The 14,372-nt window shown below is 66.2% G+C and carries 15 protein-coding genes; 10 read left to right on the top strand and 5 right to left on the bottom strand.

What is annotated here, in order from left to right; all coding sequences use genetic code 11:
• Positions 1 to 20 precede the first annotated feature (20 nt).
• From cysS to Q9K01_RS09350, 3 genes are all read left to right on the top strand, one after another.
• Complete coding sequence (gene cysS / locus Q9K01_RS09360; protein ID WP_305929983.1) at positions 21 to 1,484, top strand: cysteine--tRNA ligase; 1,464 nt, start codon at positions 21 to 23, stop codon at positions 1,482 to 1,484.
• Positions 1,485 to 1,784: 300 nt separating this feature from the next.
• On the top strand, positions 1,785 to 2,723 hold the full coding sequence (locus tag Q9K01_RS09355; RefSeq protein ID WP_305929982.1) for a D-2-hydroxyacid dehydrogenase: 939 nt from the start codon (positions 1,785 to 1,787) through the stop codon (positions 2,721 to 2,723).
• 133 nt (positions 2,724 to 2,856) lie between these two features.
• Entirely contained in the window at positions 2,857 to 4,290 is a 1,434-nt protein-coding gene (locus Q9K01_RS09350; protein WP_305929981.1) for an aldehyde dehydrogenase family protein, read from the top strand.
• Positions 4,291 to 4,442: 152 nt separating this feature from the next.
• Here Q9K01_RS09350 and Q9K01_RS09345 read toward each other — a convergent pair whose 3' ends face one another.
• Together Q9K01_RS09345 and Q9K01_RS09340 are read right to left on the bottom strand one after the other, a co-directional pair.
• A complete protein-coding gene (locus Q9K01_RS09345) occupies positions 4,443 to 4,760 on the bottom strand; it encodes a hypothetical protein (RefSeq protein ID WP_305929980.1) in 318 nt (105 codons plus the stop codon).
• A 40-nt stretch (positions 4,761 to 4,800) separates the two neighbouring features.
• Positions 4,801 to 4,998, bottom strand: a complete 198-nt coding sequence (locus tag Q9K01_RS09340; RefSeq protein ID WP_305929979.1) for a hypothetical protein — start codon at positions 4,996 to 4,998, stop codon at positions 4,801 to 4,803.
• A gap of 133 nt (positions 4,999 to 5,131) precedes the next feature.
• Between Q9K01_RS09340 and Q9K01_RS09335 the strand changes: the two genes are divergently transcribed.
• Positions 5,132 to 5,782, top strand: a complete 651-nt coding sequence (locus Q9K01_RS09335; RefSeq protein WP_305929978.1) for a S24 family peptidase — start codon at positions 5,132 to 5,134, stop codon at positions 5,780 to 5,782.
• 55 nt (positions 5,783 to 5,837) lie between these two features.
• Here the strand turns inward: Q9K01_RS09335 and Q9K01_RS09330 are convergent, their stop codons facing one another.
• Positions 5,838 to 6,461 carry a TIGR02466 family protein gene (locus Q9K01_RS09330; RefSeq protein WP_305929977.1) on the bottom strand — a complete coding sequence of 208 codons (624 nt, stop codon included), beginning with the start codon at positions 6,459 to 6,461 and terminating at the stop codon, positions 5,838 to 5,840.
• A 169-nt stretch (positions 6,462 to 6,630) separates the two neighbouring features.
• Between Q9K01_RS09330 and Q9K01_RS09325 the strand changes: the two genes are divergently transcribed.
• Entirely contained in the window at positions 6,631 to 7,272 is a 642-nt protein-coding gene (locus tag Q9K01_RS09325) for an MBL fold metallo-hydrolase (RefSeq protein ID WP_305930475.1), read from the top strand.
• A 23-nt stretch (positions 7,273 to 7,295) separates the two neighbouring features.
• On the opposite strand, the gene Q9K01_RS09320 is transcribed toward Q9K01_RS09325, so the two are convergent.
• On the bottom strand, positions 7,296 to 7,703 hold the full coding sequence (locus tag Q9K01_RS09320; RefSeq protein WP_305929976.1) for an MAPEG family protein: 408 nt from the start codon (positions 7,701 to 7,703) through the stop codon (positions 7,296 to 7,298).
• Positions 7,704 to 7,929: 226 nt separating this feature from the next.
• On the opposite strand from Q9K01_RS09320, the gene rpmF reads away from it, so the two are divergent.
• From rpmF to Q9K01_RS09295, 5 genes are all read left to right on the top strand, one after another.
• A complete protein-coding gene (rpmF, locus tag Q9K01_RS09315; RefSeq protein ID WP_305929975.1) occupies positions 7,930 to 8,109 on the top strand; it encodes a 50S ribosomal protein L32 in 180 nt (59 codons plus the stop codon).
• Between the two features lie 22 nt (positions 8,110 to 8,131).
• Positions 8,132 to 9,196, top strand: coding sequence for a phosphate acyltransferase PlsX (gene plsX, locus Q9K01_RS09310; RefSeq protein ID WP_305929974.1), 1,065 nt, complete (start codon positions 8,132 to 8,134; stop codon positions 9,194 to 9,196).
• Complete coding sequence (locus tag Q9K01_RS09305) at positions 9,193 to 10,158, top strand: beta-ketoacyl-ACP synthase III (protein ID WP_305929973.1); 966 nt, start codon at positions 9,193 to 9,195, stop codon at positions 10,156 to 10,158. Before plsX ends, Q9K01_RS09305 begins: the two co-directional genes overlap by 4 nt.
• Positions 10,159 to 10,275: 117 nt before the next feature.
• Positions 10,276 to 10,572, top strand: a complete 297-nt coding sequence (locus Q9K01_RS09300) for an integration host factor subunit alpha (RefSeq protein ID WP_305929972.1) — start codon at positions 10,276 to 10,278, stop codon at positions 10,570 to 10,572.
• A 4-nt stretch (positions 10,573 to 10,576) separates the two neighbouring features.
• Positions 10,577 to 10,939 carry a MerR family transcriptional regulator gene (locus Q9K01_RS09295; protein ID WP_305929971.1) on the top strand — a complete coding sequence of 121 codons (363 nt, stop codon included), beginning with the start codon at positions 10,577 to 10,579 and terminating at the stop codon, positions 10,937 to 10,939.
• Position 10,940: 1 nt separating this feature from the next.
• Here the strand turns inward: Q9K01_RS09295 and smc are convergent, their stop codons facing one another.
• The gene (smc, locus tag Q9K01_RS09290) at positions 10,941 to 14,363 is read right to left on the bottom strand and encodes a chromosome segregation protein SMC (RefSeq protein ID WP_305929970.1); all 3,423 of its coding nucleotides are present in this window, start codon (positions 14,361 to 14,363) and stop codon (positions 10,941 to 10,943) included.
• Between the last annotated feature and the right edge of the window lie 9 nt (positions 14,364 to 14,372).

Raw genomic sequence — 14,372 nt, 5'->3', positions numbered from 1 at the left:
GTGATTGTATCAGGCCCCCCATGACCGCACCCACCTTCACGCTGTTCAACTCGCTCACTCGCGCGCTCGAGCCCTTCGTCCCCGTCCACGAGGGCGAGGCGCGGGTCTACAGCTGCGGACCGACGGTCTACAATTACCCCCACATCGGCAACATGCGCGCCTATGTCTTCGCCGATACGCTCGGGCGCGCGCTCGAGTGGCGGGGCTACAAGCTCACCCACGTCATCAACATCACCGATGTCGGCCATCTCACCGACGACGGCGATGCGGGCGAGGACAAGCTGGAGCAGGCTGCAGCCAAGTCGGAAAAATCGATCTGGGACATCGCGCGCCACTACACGCAAGCGTTCAAATCCGATGTCCGCGCGCTCAACATCCGCCAGCCCGCCGAATGGTCGGTGGCGACCGACTACATCGAGCCGATGATCGAGTTCGCCAAGGGCATCGCCGACAAGCATTGCTACGAGCTCGACTCCGGGCTCTATTTCGACGTCTCGACCGTCGCGGATTACGGCCGCCTCGCGCGCGCCGTCACCGAGGATGGTGGTGAGGGCCGGATCGACACCGTCGCAGGCAAGCGCAACGCCGCCGATTTCGCGATCTGGCGCAAGACCCCGGCCGGCGAGACGCGCCAGATGGAATGGGAATCGCCCTGGGGCCGCGGCGCACCCGGCTGGCATCTGGAATGCTCGGTGATGGGCGAGAAGCTGCTCGGCTTCCCCTTCGACATCCACACCGGGGGGATCGATCACCGCGAGATCCACCACCCCAACGAGATCGCGCAGAACCAGGCCTTCTGCGGCTGCGGCGGGCTCGACGAGGCCGCGCATTCGGGTGCGAAGATCTGGATGCACAACAACTTCCTGATTGAGCGCAGCGGCAAGATGAGCAAGTCTTCGGGCGAGTTCCTGCGCCTGCAATTGCTGATCGACCGCGGCTATCACCCGCTCGCCTACCGGATGATGTGCCTCCAGGCGCATTACCGCAGCGAGCTGGAATTCAGCTGGGAAGGGCTGGGCGCAGCGCTCACCCGGCTCAAGCGGCTGGTGATTCAGATCGACAAGCTCAAGGCCGAACTCGCCGCCAGCAAGCAGCCCGAGGGCAGCTTTCCGCTGAGCGCGCAGGAGCGGGCGATGTTCGACGAGGCGATCTGCGGCGATCTCAACACCGCCGTGGTGCTGACCCAGCTCGAGACGCTGCTGGCTGCCAAGAAGATCCCCGCCGCCAAGCGCATCCAGGGGGTACGGATCGCCGACCGATTGCTCGGGCTCGGCCTGCTCGAGCTGACCCGCGAGGACCTGCGGCTGAACCCGGTCGCGGCCGAAATCGACGAGGCCGGGATCGATGCGCTGATCGCCCGCCGCCAGCAGGCGCGCGCGAACAAGGATTTCTCCGCCTCCGACGCAATCCGCGACGAGCTTGCAGCCAAGCGGGTCGAGGTGATGGACGGCGACCCGCTCGGCTGGGAATGGAAGCTGGGCTGAGGGAATTTAGGCACGGGCTATTCCGTTCGCCTCCAGCGTAGCCGAGAGGCGGTCGCGCGAGGTGTCTCGATTGCACTCGAACGGGGGGTGGTTGCGACAGTCCCAACCTCGTCATTGCGAGGAGCCGCAGGCGACGCGGCAATCCATGGCGCAGTTCCATGGATTGCTTCGCTACGCTCGCAATGACGAAGATTGATACCCCAAAGCCGTTCGCCTCGAGCGAAGTCGAGAGGCCCCGCACGAACGGCTCGACTTCCCTCAACCCCAACGGATAGGGTGCGCCCAGAGGAGCCTTCCCGCATGACCACAGCCGTCCTTTCCGCCATGATCCGCCCGCTGGTCGAGCCGCGCCTGCCCGACTGGGTGGAGCCGCACTGGTTCATGTCCAAGGAAGAGGCGCTGGAACTCGCCCCTCGGGCCGAGATCGGCTGGTTCGACTTCGCGCAGCACGCGCCGATGGCGGAGGTCGTCACCGCTGCCACTAACCTCAAATGGCTCAACTCGATCTACGCCGGGCTCGATTTCCTGCCGCTCGATCTGCTGGCAGAGCGCGGCACGGTGGTTACCAATGGCGCGGGCATCAATGCGCTGACCATCGCCGAATATGTCGTCCTGCTGATGCTCGCGCACGCCAAGGGCTATGCCGAGGTGGTGCGCGCGATGGATCGGCACGAATGGCTGCTCGACAGCCCCGGCAAGCGCGAGCTTGCGGGCGAGCGGGTGCTGTTGCTGGGGATGGGGGCGATCGGCGGGCTGGTGAAGACCCGGCTGGAAGGTTTCGACATGGAGGTCGTGCCGGTTCGCCGCTCGGGAGCGGATGGCGCGCTCAGGCCGGGTGAATGGCGCGCCAGGCTGGGCGAGTTCGACTGGGTGGTGCTGGCGGTTCCTTCCACTCCCGAGACCCGCCACATGATCGGCGCGGAAGAACTGGCGGCGATGAAATCCAGCGCGGTGCTGGTCAATATCGCGCGCGGCGACGTGGTCGACCAATCCGCGCTGATCGAGGCGTTGCGTTCGAAATCGATCGAGGGCGCGCTGCTCGATGTCACCGATCCCGAGCCGCTGCCCGAAGACCATCCGCTGTGGACGCTGGAGAACGCGCAGATCACCATGCATCTCTCGGGCCGCGCGCAGACCAAGATGTTCCAGCGCAGCGCCGACCGCTTCATCGCCAATCTGGAGCGCTGGAAACGCGGCGAGCCGGTCGAACCGCGGCTCGATCTCGAACTGGGTTACTGACGGAACGACCTCCCCGCTCGAACTTTCTTCCTCCGTCACCCCGGACCCGGTCCGGGGTCCCGCTTCTCTTCTCGCGGCGGGTCAGAAGTAAGCGGGTTTCCGGCATGGTGGCCGGGATGACGAGGACGATGCCGTGCCCAAGCTCAAGGATACCTACCCGCTCTATCTCAACAACAAGGCGCAGCAGCCCAACACCGATCTCGCGGTGACCGACAAATACTCCGGCGAGATCGCGTTCCGCACTGCGCTGGCGACCCCCGAGATCATCGACGCGGCGATAGCCGGCGCGGTCCGGGCGACCGAGCCGATGGCGCGGCTGGCGAGCTTCGAGCGCAAGGCCGTGCTCGAGCATTGCGTGGCGCGGTTCGAGGAGCGCGCCGAGGAGCTGGCCTATTCGCTCTGCGTCGAGGCGGGCAAGCCGATCGGCGATGCCGAGGGCGAGGTCGACCGGCTGATCGACACCTTCCGGATCGCCGCCGAGGAATCGGTGCGGCTGGGCGGCGAGGTGATGCCGCTCGACATCTCCCCCCGCGCTGCGGGCTATCAGTCGATCTGGAAGCGGGTGCCGGTGGGCCCCTGCAGCTTCATCAGCCCGTTCAATTTCCCGCTCAACCTCGCCGCGCACAAGATCGCGCCGGCGATCGCGGTCGGTTGTCCCTTCGTGCTCAAGCCCGCCAGCAAGACCCCGCTGGGCGCGCTGATCATCGGCGAGGTGCTGGCCGAGACCGATCTGCCCGAGGGCGCCTTCTCGATCCTGCCCGCCAGCCGCGACGGCGCCGATCTGTTCACCACCGACGAGCGGCTCAAGCTGCTGTCATTCACCGGCTCGGACACGGTCGGCTGGGCGCTAAAAGCGCGCGCGGGCAAGAAGAAGGTCGTGCTCGAACTGGGCGGCAATGCCGCGGTGATCGTGGACGAGGATGCCGATCTCGACGACGCGATCGAACGGGTGATCAAGGGCACCTATTACCAGTCGGGGCAGAGCTGCATCAGCGTCCAGCGCATCCTCATCCACGCCGCGGTCTACGACCGGTTCCGCGACATGCTGGTCGAACGCGCCCAATCGCTGGTGGTGGGCGACCCCAAGCAGCGCGACACCTTCATCGGCCCGATGATCGACGAGGGCGAGGCCGAGCGCCTCAAGGGGTGGATCGACGAGGCCGTGGCGAACGGCGCCACGCTGCTGTGCGGCGGTGGGCGCGACGGCCAGATGATCGAGGCGACCCTGCTCGAGGATGTCGATACCGCCGCCAAGATCGTCAACGAGGAAGCGTTCGGGCCCGTCGCGGTGCTGATGAAGTTCGATGACTTCGATGCGGCGCTCGAAGAGGTCAACCGCAGCGAATTCGGCTTGCAGGCGGGGATCTTCACCCGCGATCTGTTCAAGGTGCTCGACGCATGGGACCGGGTCGAATGCGGCGGGATTTGCATCAACGAGGTCCCCAGCTTCCGCGTCGACAACATGCCCTATGGCGGGGTCAAGAACTCGGGCCTGGGCCGCGAAGGGGTGCGCTTCGCGATGGAGGACATGACCGAGATCCGCAATCTGGTGATTCGGCGGACCTGAGTGGTCATATCACCGTCGCCCCGGACCTGATCCGGGGCCGGGCTGTCTCCAGCACGCCGCCGGAAGGAAGCATTGCCCCGGCTCGGGGGCCGGGGTGACGATGGTTGTGATATTGGTTGGAGGCCGGGGGTGTCGACGCATCTGACACGGGCCTAGGCCTCCTCCAGCAGCAGCAATTCGCACCCCACCACCAGCAGCGGATCGGGCAGCAACCGGTGCTCGACCTCGCTCACCGTCGCATCGGCGACCAGCTGGCCGGGGATGGCGAATTCATGCTCGGGAAGCGCGGCGACGAAGCGTTCGCCCGCGGCCACCGCCTCGCTCCCGGTGAAGCGCAGCGAGAGGGTGTGACGCGTTCCCGCGAAGGTGATGCTGGCCCAGGCCTTTTCGCGGTGAACCAGCACCTCGCCGCGCTGTTCGGCGAGCGCCAGCAGCGCTTCGCGCAGCCGGTCGGTGGTGGATCGCCGCACGGTTCGCAGCCCGCTTCGGGGCGGATGGAGGGGAGGGCCGTCACTCGACATGCGCAGCCTCCCGACCGGCGCGATAGCCGTCCATGAAGGACAGCACCCGCGCCGCCATGAAGCCGCGCGGTTCGCGTCCCATCCTCAGATCGAGCACGAAGCGCGGATCGCTCGCCGCGAGGCGACCGAATTTGGTGGCGGGCATCTCCTGCTCGCGGAGGAATTTTTCGACGGATCGGATCAGCATGGCACTCCCTCGGCTTGGCGATTCGCGGTCTGTGTTCGCTATTTGTTCCAGCCGAAATCCAACTTGTCTAGGAAAAATCCTATGGTATAGGAAATGTCGATGTCGGGTTCGACGAAGTGCCGAGGAACAGCTGTTGGTCGAAATTCATGACGCCGCCGCGCCCGAACGCGCCCGCCTGCTCGAACTGGCGCAGGCCAGCCGTTCCAGCCTCGCTTCGCTCTCCGCCATGCTCGGCCGCAACCCGAGCTACCTCCAGCAATTCGTCCGCAAGGGATCGCCCCGTCGCCTGGAGGAGAACGACCGGCACAAGCTGGCCGAATTCTTCGGGGTTTCGGAAAGCGAATTGGGCGCGTCGTCAGTGCCCTTGCGGAAGACTTTGAGTGAGGATTTCATCGCCGTTCCGCGACTCCCGCTCGATGCCTCGGCCGGACCGGGAGCGCTGGGATCGGCGGAAATTTCCCTCGACAGCTTCCGCTTCTCGCGCCGCTGGCTGCGCGAAATGGGGCTGGAGGGTGCGGATCTTTCCGCCATCCGCGTCGAAGGGGATTCGATGGAACCCGTGCTGCGCAGCGGCGACGAGATCTTCGTCGATCGCAACAAGCGCGCCGGCGAGGGCGTCTTCGTCCTGCGCATCGGCGATGCCTTGCACGTCAAGCAGGTCCAGGCCAGCGGTTCCGAGCGGATCCGACTGGTCAGCGCCAACGAGGCCTATCCGCCGATCGAACTGGCGCGCGAGGAGATCGAGATCATCGGCCGCGTAGTCTGGAAGGGTGGCCGGTTGTGACGGTTGCCGGGTGAGCGAGGGCGCTGGCCTCGAATGGCTTCCGCCGCTTTCGATCCTAGCTCAGAACCAGTTCCGAGACGTCGCGAAAGCTCCCCAGCTGGCCTTTCAGAAAGGTGTTGAAGGCGATCGAATGCCGGGTTTCGCTCGACTGGTTGGGCTCGACGAAATGCAACAGGCTCGAAGAAAAGAGCACCAGATCGCCCTTCTTGGGCTGGATGGCGTTTTTGGTCGTGTTGTAGATGTTCGCCTTGCCCTCCTCCGGCGTCAGCGCAAGTTGCTGGTACATGCGGTGGCGGTCGAAGATCATGTTGGAGCCCGGTTCCGGGAGATCGCAGTAATAGAGCGATCCCGAGACGATGGAATTGGAATGTGCGTGCCCGTGCATGCCCACACCAGGTGGATTGGCCAGCGCCCATGACTGGGTCACATAGAGATGTTGGGCGATGCCCATTATTTCGCTGGCATAGGTGTCGAGCGCTCGCTGCACCGCATCCGCGATGGTCCTGAGTTCCGGTCGCTTGAAGATATACAGGTCCTCGGAAATGAGATTGACCTGGTTCTGGAGCATCTTCAGCTCGTTGATGAATTCGACCTGCCGCGGACTTATCGCATCGGCGATGTTCGTCACGAAATAGGGTTCGGCGAACAGGGGTTTTACAGAGTAGTCGCAAGTTTCCATCGCTTTGCCTCCCTTTCCGACCCGGTCGTCACAATGCACAAATGGGCCGTCGTTGCAAACCGGGCGCTCGGGAGTTGCTGCAGCGCCGGTTGCGCAAATGCATCGGACGAGCCATGTCCAGCCGATGACCCAGACCGCTCCCACGCCTCCGACGAAAGCCGGGCCCCCGATGAAAGCTGGCATCGTGCCCGTCACGCCGCTGCAGCAGAACTGTTCGCTGATCTGGTGCACCGCCACCAACAAGGGCGCGCTGATCGATCCGGGCGGCGATCTCGACAAGCTCAAGGCGGCGGTGAAGCAGAGCGGGGTCGAGCTCGAGAAAATCCTCATCACCCACGGCCATATCGACCATTGCGGGGAGGCGGGGATCCTGGCCAAGGAACTCGGCCTGCCGATCGAAGGGCCGCACGAGGCCGACCGGTTCTGGATCAGCCGGCTCGACGAGGACGGCCGCAAATACGGCGTCAACGGCCAGGTGTTCGAGCCCGACCGCTGGCTGGTGGATGGCGACACCGTGACCGTCGGCGAGCTGGTGCTCGAGGTCATCCACTGCCCCGGCCATACGCCTGGCCATGTCGTGTTCTTCCACCGCCCGAGCAAGTTCGCTGTGGTCGGCGATGTGCTGTTCCAGGGGAGTATCGGGCGGACCGATTTCCCCATGGGCAATCACCAGGATCTGATCGATGCGATCACCGGCAAGCTGTGGCCGCTGGGCGACGAAGTTACCTTCATTCCCGGTCACGGACCGACCAGCACCTTCGGGCAGGAGCGCAAGACCAACGCCTTCGTCAGCGACTACGCGCTGTCCTGAACAGGGCGGCCCCGAACGGGGGGTCAGATCACCCGCAGCGCCACCAGCGTCGCGGCGATCGCGAGGCCGAGCAGGGTGAGCAGAGTCACCACGGTGCCGATCTTGCGTGGTAGAGTGGCGGTTTCGCCATCCATCCCGATGCCGTGCGCGATCCGGCCGAGCATATAGACCGCGGCCACGATGGCGAGCCACTGGCCGCCCTTGCCGGCCAGTTCGATGGCAGCAATCAGGATCAGCACGAAGCCGGTGTTCTCGACGAAATTGAGCTGGGCGCGCATCCGCCGGGTCAGCGGCCCGCCCGCATCGTCGCCGTGGACGATGCTCGTGCTGCCGCGAAGCTGGCCGATCCGGATCGCCAGCCACAGATTGATCAGTGCCGCGGCCGCAGCGGCGCTCAGCGTCACCGGCAGGAAAATCGTCGTGCCGTCCATTCGTGCTCTCCCCCTCGTTTCATTCTCACGATAGGCGCGCCCGCGGTTTCGAACAACGCTGGCACTCCCGCTATCAACCGCTTGCAAGTGGAACGAATATCGTTATAGCGCGCTTCTTCACCGTCACGGGTTGGATTTTTCGGTCTGACGCACCCTTGTGCGTTGCCGGGCCGTCCCCTAGGGCGGCCACCAACCATCTAGAATTTATTGAGGAACAGGTGCCGCCATGGCCGTCCCCAAAAGAAAAGTATCTCCCCATCGCCGCGGCAACCGCCGTTCGCATGATTCGCTCAAGGTCGAAGCTCATCACGAGTGCTCGAACTGCGGCGAACTGAAGCGTCCGCACAATCTGTGCAACCATTGCGGACATTACAACGGTCGCGAGATCGTCGCCGTCGGTCTCTGACCGTAACCAGCCGGAGCACGTCATGAATCTTCCGCGTATCGCCGTCGATGCGATGGGCGGCGATGAAGGCGTACGCGTGATGATCGAAGGCGCGGCGCTAGCCCGGCGCCGCCACGACCGTTTCAAGTTCCTGCTCGTGGGCGACGAAGCCCGGATCAAGGCGGCGCTCGAAAACCACCCCGGCATGAGCGGCGCTTCCGAGATCCTCCATTGCGAGGATGTGGTCGGCGGCGAAGAGAAACCGAGCAAGGCGCTACGCCGCGCCAAGACCACCAGCATGGGCCTCGCGGTCGATGCGGTGAAGCAGGGACTTGCCGGAGCTGCCGTCAGCGCGGGCAACACCGGCGCCCTTATGGCGATGAGCAAGCTTGCCTTGCGCACCATGCCAGGTCTCGACCGCCCCGCGCTTGCAGCCCTGCTCCCCACGCTCACCGACGACGATGTCGTCATGCTGGATCTGGGCGCGAACAGCGAAGGCAATTCGCGCAACCTCGTCCAGTTCGCGATCATGGGCGCCGCCTATTCGCGGATAGTCAGCGGTCGCGAACGCCCCCGAGTCCGGCTGCTCAATATCGGCACCGAGGAGACCAAGGGCACCGAGGATATCCAGGACGCCGCCAACCGCCTGCGCGCCGAAACCGGGCTGGCGATGGATTTCGAGGGTTTCGTCGAGGCCGACAAGATCAACCGCGGCGAATGCGACGTTGTGGTCTGCGACGGGTTCTCCGGCAACATCGCGCTCAAGGCGATCGAAGGCGCGGCGCGCTTCGTCACCGATCTGCTGAAACAGGCCTTCGCATCCTCGATCCGGTCGAAGGTCGGCTTCCTCGTCTCGCGACCCGCAACCGAATTGCTGCGCCATCATCTCGATCCGAACAATCACAATGGCGCGGTCTTTCTCGGGCTCAACGGCGTGGTGGTGAAAAGCCACGGCAGCGCCAACGCCAAGGGCGTGGCCAATGCGGTGGAAGTCGCCGCGCGGCTGCTCGAGGACGATATCACCAACCGCATCGCTCACGATCTGGCGCAGATCGGCGATCTCGGCGGCAGAGCTAGCGGCGCGACGGCCGGGCTCGCGGCGAAATGATCCGTTCGATCCTGCGCGGTACGGGCTCGGCGCTGCCCAGCAAATGCGTCAGCAATGCCGAACTGGCCGAACGCGTCGACACGAGCGACGATTGGATCGTAGAGCGGACCGGTATCCGCCAGCGCTATATCGCCGGAGAGGGCGAGACCACCTCGAGCCTCGCCATCGAGGCCGCGCGCCAGGCGCTCGCGGCGGCGGGCGTCGCCGCCGACGAGATCGGGCTGATCATTCTCGCCACCGCTACCCCCGACTACACCTTTCCCGCCACCGCGACGCAAGTCCAGCGGGCGCTGGGCTGCCGCGGCGGGATCGCTTTCGATGTCCAGGCGGTTTGCTCGGGCTTTCTCTATGCTCTGGCGACCGCCGATTCGCTGCTGCGCACCGGAATGGCCAAGAAGGCGCTGGTGATCGGTGCCGAAACCTTCAGCCGCATTCTCGACTGGGAGGATCGCACCACCTGTGTGCTGTTCGGCGATGGCGCCGGCGCCGTGGTGCTCGAAGCGCAGGACGTGGCGCATGACGGACCCGGCATTCTTGCCACCCGCCTCCACGCGGACGGCGAACATTGCGAATTGCTCCACGTCGATGGCGGCCCCTCGAGCACCGGCACCGTGGGCAAGCTGCGGATGAAGGGACGCGAGGTGTTCCGCCATGCAGTCGTCAATCTCGCCGACGTGCTGAGCGAGGTCCTGAGCGATGTCGATATGACGATCGACGCTGTCGACTGGGTGGTTCCGCATCAGGCGAACGCCCGTATTCTCGACGCAACCGCGCGCAAGCTCGGCCTCCCGAGCGAGCGCGTGATCGTCACCGTGGACCGTCACGCCAACACCTCCGCAGCTTCGGTTCCGCTTGCGCTCGACGTCGCCACGCGCGACGGCCGGATCAAGCCGGGCGATTTGGTGATGTTCGAAGCGATGGGCGGGGGCTTTACCTGGGGCGCTTCGCTGGTCCGCATGTGAAGGGGTCTGCGCTTTTCGCGGGAAAATCAGCACTATCCGTTGCACGGATCGACCGCAGCGGCTAGTCCGATAGCCGGGTTTCGTGCGGGTCGCGCTTGGAATCGAGGAGGATGCGATATGCGTTCGGTGGGTACGCTCACTCGCGCCGATCTGGCGGAAACGATCAATCGCAAGATGGGGTTGTCGCGGGCCGAATCGCTCGAGATCGTGGAATCGATTCTGGCCAAGATGTGCGGTGCACTGGCCGATGGCGAGAATGTGAAGATCTCCGGCTTCGGCAGTTTCGTGCTGCGCGACAAGAAGGAGCGCGTCGGGCGCAATCCCAAGACCGGGGTGGAAGTTCCGATCACCCCGCGCCGGGTGCTGACGTTCCGCGCCAGCCAGCTGCTCAAGGACCGCATCGCAAAGGAATAGCGCAATGGCCGATTTCGACGATGGCAAGGAAAGCGGCGCGCTGCGCACCATCGGCGAGGTCGGGCAGGCGCTCGGCATCAAGCCGCATGTCCTGCGCTATTGGGAGCAGCAGTTCCCGATGCTCGAACCGCTCAAGCGCAGCGGCGGCCGGCGCTATTATCGCGCCGAAGATGTCGCGCTGGTCGAACGCATCGACCGGCTGGTCAACCGCGAAGGCTATACGCTCAAGGGCGCCAAGGCCGCGATTCTGGGTGCGCCCGACCAGCAGGCTGCGGCGCAGGATTCTCCGCCGCAGCCCGTCAGCGAAGATGTCGTGAAGCAACTCAAAGCCATTCGCGACCGGCTGGAGCGCGCGCTCGCGGCCTGATCTATTCGGCGGCGAGCAATTCTTCCGCCGCACCCAGATCCACGCTCACCAACCGGCTCACGCCCTTTTCGACCATCGTAACGCCGAACAACCGGTGCATCCTGCTCATGGTCACCGCATTGTGGGTGACGATGAGATAGCGTGTCGAGGTTTCCTTCACCATCGCATCGAGCAGATCGCAGAAGCGGTCGATATTGGCGTCGTCGAGCGGCGCATCGACCTCGTCAAGCACGCAGATCGGCGCCGGATTGGTGAGGAACAGCGCGAAGATCAGCGCGATCGCGGTGAGCGCCTGTTCGCCGCCTGAAAGCAGCGTCAGCGACTGGAGCCGCTTACCGGGCGGCTGGGCGTAGATCTCGAGGCCAGCCTCGAGCGGGTCGTCGCTGTCGATCAGCGCCAGATGCGCCTGTCCGCCTTCGAACAATTGCGTGAACAGCCGACGGAAGTGGGTATCGACCCGTTCGAAGGCAGCGCGTAGCCGCTCGCGTCCCTCGCGGTTGAGACTGCCGATCGAGCCGCGCAGCCGTGCGACCGCCTCCGCCAGTTCGGCCTGCTCGGCGGAGCTCGCGCCGTGCTCGGCCTCCACCCGGGCGAGTTCCTCCGCCGCCACCAGATTGACCGGGCCGATCCGCTCGCGGCTGGCGGTAAGGCGGTCCATTTCCTCGCTCTCGGCTTCGGCGGAGCTGATCGCTTGCGCGTCGAAGCCGAAGCTGCCCGGCAGGTGCGGGGGCGGGCACCGGAAGCGTTCGCCCGATGTTTGCGCCATCTCGATCCGGCGAGCGTCCTGGCTTTCGGCGCGCGCGGCGAGCCCGGCGCGATTCTCGCGCGCTTGGGCCAAAGCTTCGTTGGCGGCGGCGAATCCGCGATCGGCGGAAACGGCGGCATCTTGGGCCTTGGCGAGCGCAGCTTCGGCCCGTTCCAGGCCCTGGGTCAGCCGGCTCCGCACCGCGTCGCCCTGCTCGATCTCGCGGATCAGCCCCTCGGGCTTGGCGGCCAGAACGGCGCGTTCCTCGCCGATTTCGTCCAGCCGCTGCGCCATACCGGCCATTCGCCGCGCCGCCTCGCCCGAGCGCGCTTCCCAATTGGCCATGTCCGAACGCTGCGCCGCGTTGCGCTCGCGAGCCACCGCCAGCGCCTGGTCGTGAGCAGCGAGTTCGGCCGCTGCCGCCTGCATCGCCGACCGGGCCGCTTCGTTGCGGGCTCTGGCGGTCTCGAGCGTGGCGCGGCCGGTCGCGGGGTCGGGCAGGGCGGCGCGCTTGGATTCCGCTGCCGCAGCTTCCATCTTCGCCGAACCGAGCAATTCATCGAGTTCCGACTGCGCGCGATCAAGCTCGGCGCGCCGCGCTGCCATCCGCTCGCGTGTGGCCTCGGCCTGATCGAGCGCCCGGAGTTTGTGCCGCTCATCTTCCGAGGCCTGCGCCAGCTCGCGTTCTGCGGCCACAAGGTCGCGCTGCAATGTGGAGAGTTGCTCCTGCGCCTCCGTCTGGGCAGTCTCGGCCCGCTCGACCGCAGCGCGTAACGCCGGAAGCGTGTCAGCGAGTTCGGCATGGCGGTTTTCCGCTTCGAGCCGCGCAGCCTCGGTGGCGCCTTCGCCGCGCGCGACGAACCCGTCCCAGCGTCGCAGATAGCCTTGGGTGGTTACCAGCCATTCGCCCGGTTGGAGCAGCCGGCCATCGTCGGACCCGGCGACATGCACCAGCGCCAGCCGCGCTGCGAGTTCGGGGGGGCAATTGTCTACCTTGGCGGCCAGGCTGTCCGCGACCGGTGCGGGCGCCGCTTTGCCAGTCCAGAAACGGCCCTCCTCGCTGCCGGCGGGATCGCCGAGCAGTGCCTTGCTGTCGCGTCCGAGCACTGCGGCAAGCGCACGCTCATAGCCCTTGGCGGCGCGCAAGCCGTCGATCGCCTGCTTGCGGCCCTGACGCTTTTGCGCCGCCTTTTCGCGCGCCTCGCGGTCGCGGTCGAGCGCGGCGAATTCGCGTTCGATTCCCGATAGCTCCGCCCGCGCCGCAGAGAGCGCGCTCGCGGCATCGTCGCGCGCCTGCTGCAACTCGCCCTTGCGCGCCTGCATCGCGGCGATGTGCTGCTGGCGCGCTTCGCGATCCTCGGTGGCCGCTTCGGCGGCCTTGCGCGCCGCGTCGATATCGAGCTCCGCATTCTCGCGCTCTGCTGCCTTGCGGCTTTCGTCGAGCCGTTGCCGATCCGCTTCGTGGCGTTGGAGCCGCGAGCGTGTCTGCGCGATCTCGGCCTCCACGACGCGCCATTCGGCTTCGGTTCCGGCATTGTCTGCGGTGGCGCGGGCGAGCGCGAGTTCGGCTGCGCGGGCGGCACGTTCGGCATCTTCGGCGCGCGCGGCCAGCGTCGGTCGCCGCTCCTCGTCCGCGGCCAGCGCCTTGCGGCTGGCCTCCAAGTCGGCCTTGAGCTTCGCCAGCGCTCCGGCGGCATCGCGGGTCAGCCGGTCGGCATCGCCGCGATCCTCCTCGAGCCGCTCCTTCTGGCGATCGAGATCGCGCAAGCGCTGCTCCGCCGCATCGAGCTGTTCGGTTAGCGCCGCCATTCGGTGACCGTGCGCCGTGGCGTCGTCGCGGCGGTCTGCGAGTTCGTCGCGCGCAGCGGACAGAGCCTGCGCTGCGTCGTGCTGGGCCATCTGGCTTGTGTCGGCGGCGCGTTTGCTCGCCTCAACTCGCGCCTCGGCCTGTGCCGCTTCGGCTTTCGCTGCCTCGGCGGCGGCGGCGGCATCACGCCAGCGGGCGAAGACCAGCCTCGCTTCGGCGGTGCGGATCTCCGCCGATAGCGCGGTGTAGCGATCGGCTTGTCTGGCCTGGCGACGCAGCGAGGCGATCTGGCTGTCGAGCCCGGCGGCGAGATCCTCGAGCCGCGCGAGATTGGCCTCGGTCTGGCGCAGCTTGCTCTCGGCATCGCGGCGGCGCACGTGCAGCCCGGCGATCCCCGCCGCCTCTTCGAGCATCTGGCGGCGTTCGGCGGGCTTGGCGGCGATCACCTGCGCGATCTTGCCCTGGCTCACCAGCGCGGGCGAATGCGCGCCGGTGGCGGCATCGGCGAAGGTCAGCGCGACATCCTTGGCGCGCACGTCCTGCCCATTGACGCGATAGGCCGAACCCGCGCCGCGCTCGATCCGGCGGATGACCTGCAATTCCTCGCCGTCGCCGGTCCGGCCGTTCAGCACCACTTCGGCGAAATCGCGCGGCGGGCGCGACTGGGTGCCGGCGAAGATGACATCCTCCATCCCGCCCGAGCGCATCGATTTGGGCGAATTCTCGCCCATCACCCAGCGAATCGCCTCGAGCAGGTTGGACTTGCCGCAGCCATTGGGGCCGACGACCCCGGTCAGCCCAGGTTCGATGTGCAATTCTGCCGGTTCGACGAAGCTCTTGAAGCCGCTGAGCTTGAGCTTGCTGAGGAGCATCGCCGATCC

Origin of the sequence: Qipengyuania benthica (genome assembly GCF_030717865.1) — a bacterium.
GTDB classification, from domain to species: domain Bacteria; phylum Pseudomonadota; class Alphaproteobacteria; order Sphingomonadales; family Sphingomonadaceae; genus Qipengyuania; species Qipengyuania benthica.
The sequence above is the reverse complement of the archived record's forward strand: the minus strand, read 5'-3'. Positions and strand labels throughout refer to the sequence as shown.